This window comes from Mesorhizobium sp. M5C.F.Ca.IN.020.32.2.1, assembly GCF_004023105.1.
GTDB classification, from domain to species: Bacteria; Pseudomonadota; Alphaproteobacteria; order Rhizobiales; family Rhizobiaceae; genus Mesorhizobium; species Mesorhizobium wenxiniae.
This window is the reverse complement of record NZ_RZSX01000644.1, coordinates 1-3,779: the sequence shown is the minus strand read 5'-3', so window position 1 is coordinate 3,779 and position 3,779 is coordinate 1. Positions and strand designations below refer to the sequence as shown.

Here is a 3,779-nt window from a genome sequence, read left to right as displayed (position 1 = left end):
GGATAGGGGTCTATGGGGCCTCCTCCATCGCGAGCGACACCCATCCCTGCAATTCACGCCAGTCGGGCTCAAGTCTCGCAAATCGTGCCAGCCTGAATGAGGAAATGTCCGCGAAGCTACAGATGCCGTCGACAACCACATCGCGGATCGCTCGCCCGCTAGATGGCGAGAGACCGAAGCCCACGCTGGACATAGTCGCAACAACCACATTAGGAAACGTCGAGAGCCGGTCGATCACGGGACGCCCGTCAGGCGTGTTCTCGATCACGCCGGCCCAGGATCGGATGATGCTAGCGTGCGCGGCCTTTGGCATCATCTCAACCAGGCGGCGGCCGATATGCGCCATCAGCGGCGTCGTGGGGTTGGCAGATAGGCCTCTGTCGGATAGCTCCAGCCATTCGTGTGGACCGCCTCCAAAGGCCAGATTGCCGCGCAGTGTCTGCCGGCCGTGGAGGCCATTTCCCTCGACACCGCCGTAAGCCATCAAGGGTAGCGGTTCGGTCACGATCATCTCGGCGCGCGCGCTCGCCAAAGGAACCTCCTGCCCAAGCATCGTGGACAAGCGACCAGTGTGCGGCCCTGCTGCAATCACCAGCTGATCGCAGCCAAGCAGGCCCCGCTCTGTCTCGACGCCTACCACCCTCTCACCTTCGGTGCGGAACCCCGTGACCGCGCAGTGTTGCATCAGCCGGCCGCCATGGTCCTGCATCCCCCAAGCATAGCCCTGGACTGTGCGGTGTGGATTAGCGTGCCCGCCGAAGTGATAAAAATGCGCGCCGACGACGTTGTCGCCGGCGAGGGGAACGAGTTCGCTGATTTGCTTCTGGTCGAGAAGCTCGCAGCGGTACCCCTGGCGCTTCACTGCTGCAGCGCTGCGGTTTTGGACCGCTAATTGCTCCTCGGTCACGGCGAGGTGGATCCGATTCGCCGAGAACTCTGTCGGATAGCCGAGCAGTTGATCCATGATCGGCCACAGCCGAAGCATCTCGGGGTAGAGAGGCGAAGTAACGTGCCCACAGCCGCCGCCGTTGCGACCGGACGCCTCCCAACCGACAATGCCTTTCTCGATAACTAGTACGTCGACGCCGGATTGTGCCAGCCACCAGGCGGCGCTCAGCCCAGTAACCCCGCCGCCGACAATGACGACTGATGCGCCCGTGACCTTAGTCACTGCCGCCTCGCTCACCATTTACCGCCGCGGCGGTCGCTTCATTAGTCGAAACTGTATAAAATTCGGGAACCTCCGATGGGCGTTGCCACTGCGAGAGGATTCCGAACCAGAGCTCCCAATGTCGGGCCTGGTCTGCCGATTCGGGAAGCTGGCTGGCGATCGCAAGTGGCAGCGGGCGCACCGGCGCGCGGTAGCCTGCGAGAGGAATAGCAGCCAGCGGCGCGGTGGCCTGTAGCGCCAGCAAGGCCGCTATCTGCTCGCGGCAGCGCCGTCCTTGGCACGGTCCCATGCCCGCGCGCGTGAGTCGCTTAACCTGGTCCGGGTTTGGGGGGCCCTTGTCTAGCAAGGACGAGAGCGAGCGGTCGTTGCGACGGTCGGCTTGCCAGCCTAAATAGCGCGGCGGACGCACCTCGAGTATCTCGCGGGCGGTGACCTCCTCACATTGACATACGTGGAACCCGCCGCGCGCCTCTATGACGCTGGCGCGTACCCAACCCATACGATAAGCTGACAAATCGTAGACGGGCCGATCGGGATCCAAGCCCTCCGCCGAGTCAAAGTTTTCGGCGTCCCCAAGGATGGCGCCGACTGCGCGTAGCCCTTCGCCCGCGGCGATTCTGCGGTCGAGCGACTTCGCAGGCCAAATGCCGGCACAGTCGCCGACCGCGAAGATGTTGTAGACGCTGGTACGCTGACCCGCGTCCACCACCGGCGCATAGCCGCCGCGTTCCGGCTGAAAAGCGATATGGCAGCCGAGAGCGGCGAGGAGATCGACGACCGGAGTCGTGCCAACCGCCAGCACGACGCCCTCACAGTCGATTCGGCGCTCTTCGCCTACGGCTCGACCGGCCTTGTCTACGGCGGCGATGAGCACTCCCTCGACCGATTCCCCTCCCAGCGCCTCGCGCACGACACAATGGGTCAGTAATTCGCAGCCGCCGGCGAGCAATTCAGTTACAAGGTGGTCGGGACCGACGTGCTCGGTCGCCTGTTCGACAATCGCCGCGATCTCAATGCCGGCGTCCCTAAGTGCTGCGGCAGCACTCAGCGCCTCCGCCGACGTGCCGAGGATCACCACACGCCGAGGGTTCAGGGCTCCGAACCGTGTTGCGAGTGTAACCGCCGCGGTGGCGCCCATTACGCCCGGCTTCTCCCAGCCGGGGAAGCCCAGCCCTATGTCCCTCCGGCCGGCCGCGACGATGACGTGTTCGGCGCCGATCAGCCAACCGCGTTCCTGATCGGCTAGGCCGGCAACCGTACCGGGGAGCCAGTGGACACCGGGACCATTTGCATAAAGCCCCCAACAGGCGGTTCCGAGCCGCACGTCCACGCCAGCGTCAAATGCGACCTGGATCAGTGGCTCTAAAGTGACGAAGGCCTCAATCATGGCATTGCGGTTGCGCGCTACGCCGGACATGCCCTGTCCATAGTGCAGTGGCACCTCGTTGCCCATCGTCTTGAAGGTGACTGGGTTCTCGTCGATGAGCACGACCGAGATACCTCGCCTAGCAGCCTCAATTGAGGCGGACAGGCCTGCAGGACCTGCGCCAACTACCAAAAGCTGGGTCTGTTCCTGGACGATCAGCTCTTTGCCTGCAACGGATTTTTGATCAATCTGCATGAGTCCGCTATAGTACCGTCAATCGTTAGCTTGACCATGCGGGTGCTCGTTCCGCACGCTTCACGTTGCTTGCATCGGAGACCCACTCGATTACTTCAGAAGCGCCTCAGCGCAAGGCAGTGTTGGGATGCTCAAGTCCAAGCCGTTGGTTGATGTTCATTCGCTAGAGGCCTTGTGTCAAATTCAGTTTGTGAATTGGGCTGATCTGGTTTCGAGATGAAGCGAAGTCATCGTAACGCGATGATCATCTCCGGAGTAGCGTCCCTTGTCACATCCCGTTGGCGACCTGCACCGCGCGTCACCAGCTTTTTGGCGGCATCGGCGAATGTCTTGTCAGGTGGGAAAGCGATGCTCTGTTGCCATTGAGCATGATGCCTGTAGTGGTGTAACTTAACAGTACGAGCAAGGACGCGGCTTTCGCCATCGCAACCCTTGGCGACAAGGTCATCCACTGTCACCGTATGCGTAAAGCCGCTCGACGTCCCGCATGATAGTGCGATCCTTCATCGAGATCTGGTGCGACGTATCGAGCCGTCGCCCCGATCAACTTTTACGCCGCTTTCACAGGCCTGATGATATGATTTTTCCCCCTCTAAGGAGGGCAGAAAAGCATGATGAATATTGATGGTCTTGCCGAGCAGCCGGGTCGAATAGCCCATCCGACAATACTGCATGTATCGGGCCAGGACGACGAGGTCGGCCAGGGCCTCCTATACAAGTCAAGCAGCCAATGTTCCTGCTCTGCCTTGTTCTCGGCAGTCACCTTTCGATAGCCGGCGCGACCGTCTTCACGGCGAGCCGGGTCGAGCACATCGTGCGCGAGGCGGCGTCTGGCCGCAAATTCCGAGGTATGTCGCCCCCCGATTCCGAGATGATTTCGCCCCCTCCTTCCGAGAATTAACCGCCCCCTGATTCCGAAATGATGCCGCCCCTTGGAAGGGTGTATGGGCTTGGTGCTCTGCGGGTGAAATGTTCCTTCTTTTGGGT

Annotated in this window: 4 protein-coding genes; all 4 read right to left on the bottom strand. The window is 61.5% G+C overall.

The features are described 5' to 3' along the window. Positions 1-10: 10 nt before the first annotated feature. The 4 genes from EOA86_RS26145 to EOA86_RS41550 all read right to left on the bottom strand — a co-directional run bounded on the left by EOA86_RS26145 (position 11) and on the right by EOA86_RS41550 (position 3,451). The gene (locus EOA86_RS26145; RefSeq protein WP_206630134.1) at positions 11-1,171 is read right to left on the bottom strand and encodes an FAD-binding oxidoreductase; all 1,161 of its coding nucleotides are present in this window, start codon (positions 1,169-1,171) and stop codon (positions 11-13) included. After that, positions 1,164-2,792 (bottom strand): NAD(P)/FAD-dependent oxidoreductase, encoded by a 1,629-nt coding sequence (locus EOA86_RS26140; RefSeq protein WP_091598574.1) that lies wholly within the window; start codon positions 2,790-2,792, stop codon positions 1,164-1,166. The genes EOA86_RS26145 and EOA86_RS26140 overlap by 8 nt, the downstream gene beginning before the upstream one ends. Positions 2,793-3,019: 227 nt before the next feature. Continuing rightward, the gene (locus EOA86_RS41555) at positions 3,020-3,244 is read right to left on the bottom strand and encodes a hypothetical protein (protein WP_348633368.1); all 225 of its coding nucleotides are present in this window, start codon (positions 3,242-3,244) and stop codon (positions 3,020-3,022) included. A 51-nt stretch (positions 3,245-3,295) separates the two neighbouring features. Further along, on the bottom strand, positions 3,296-3,451 hold the full coding sequence (locus EOA86_RS41550; protein ID WP_342028472.1) for a hypothetical protein: 156 nt from the start codon (positions 3,449-3,451) through the stop codon (positions 3,296-3,298). Positions 3,452-3,779: the final 328 nt, after the last annotated feature.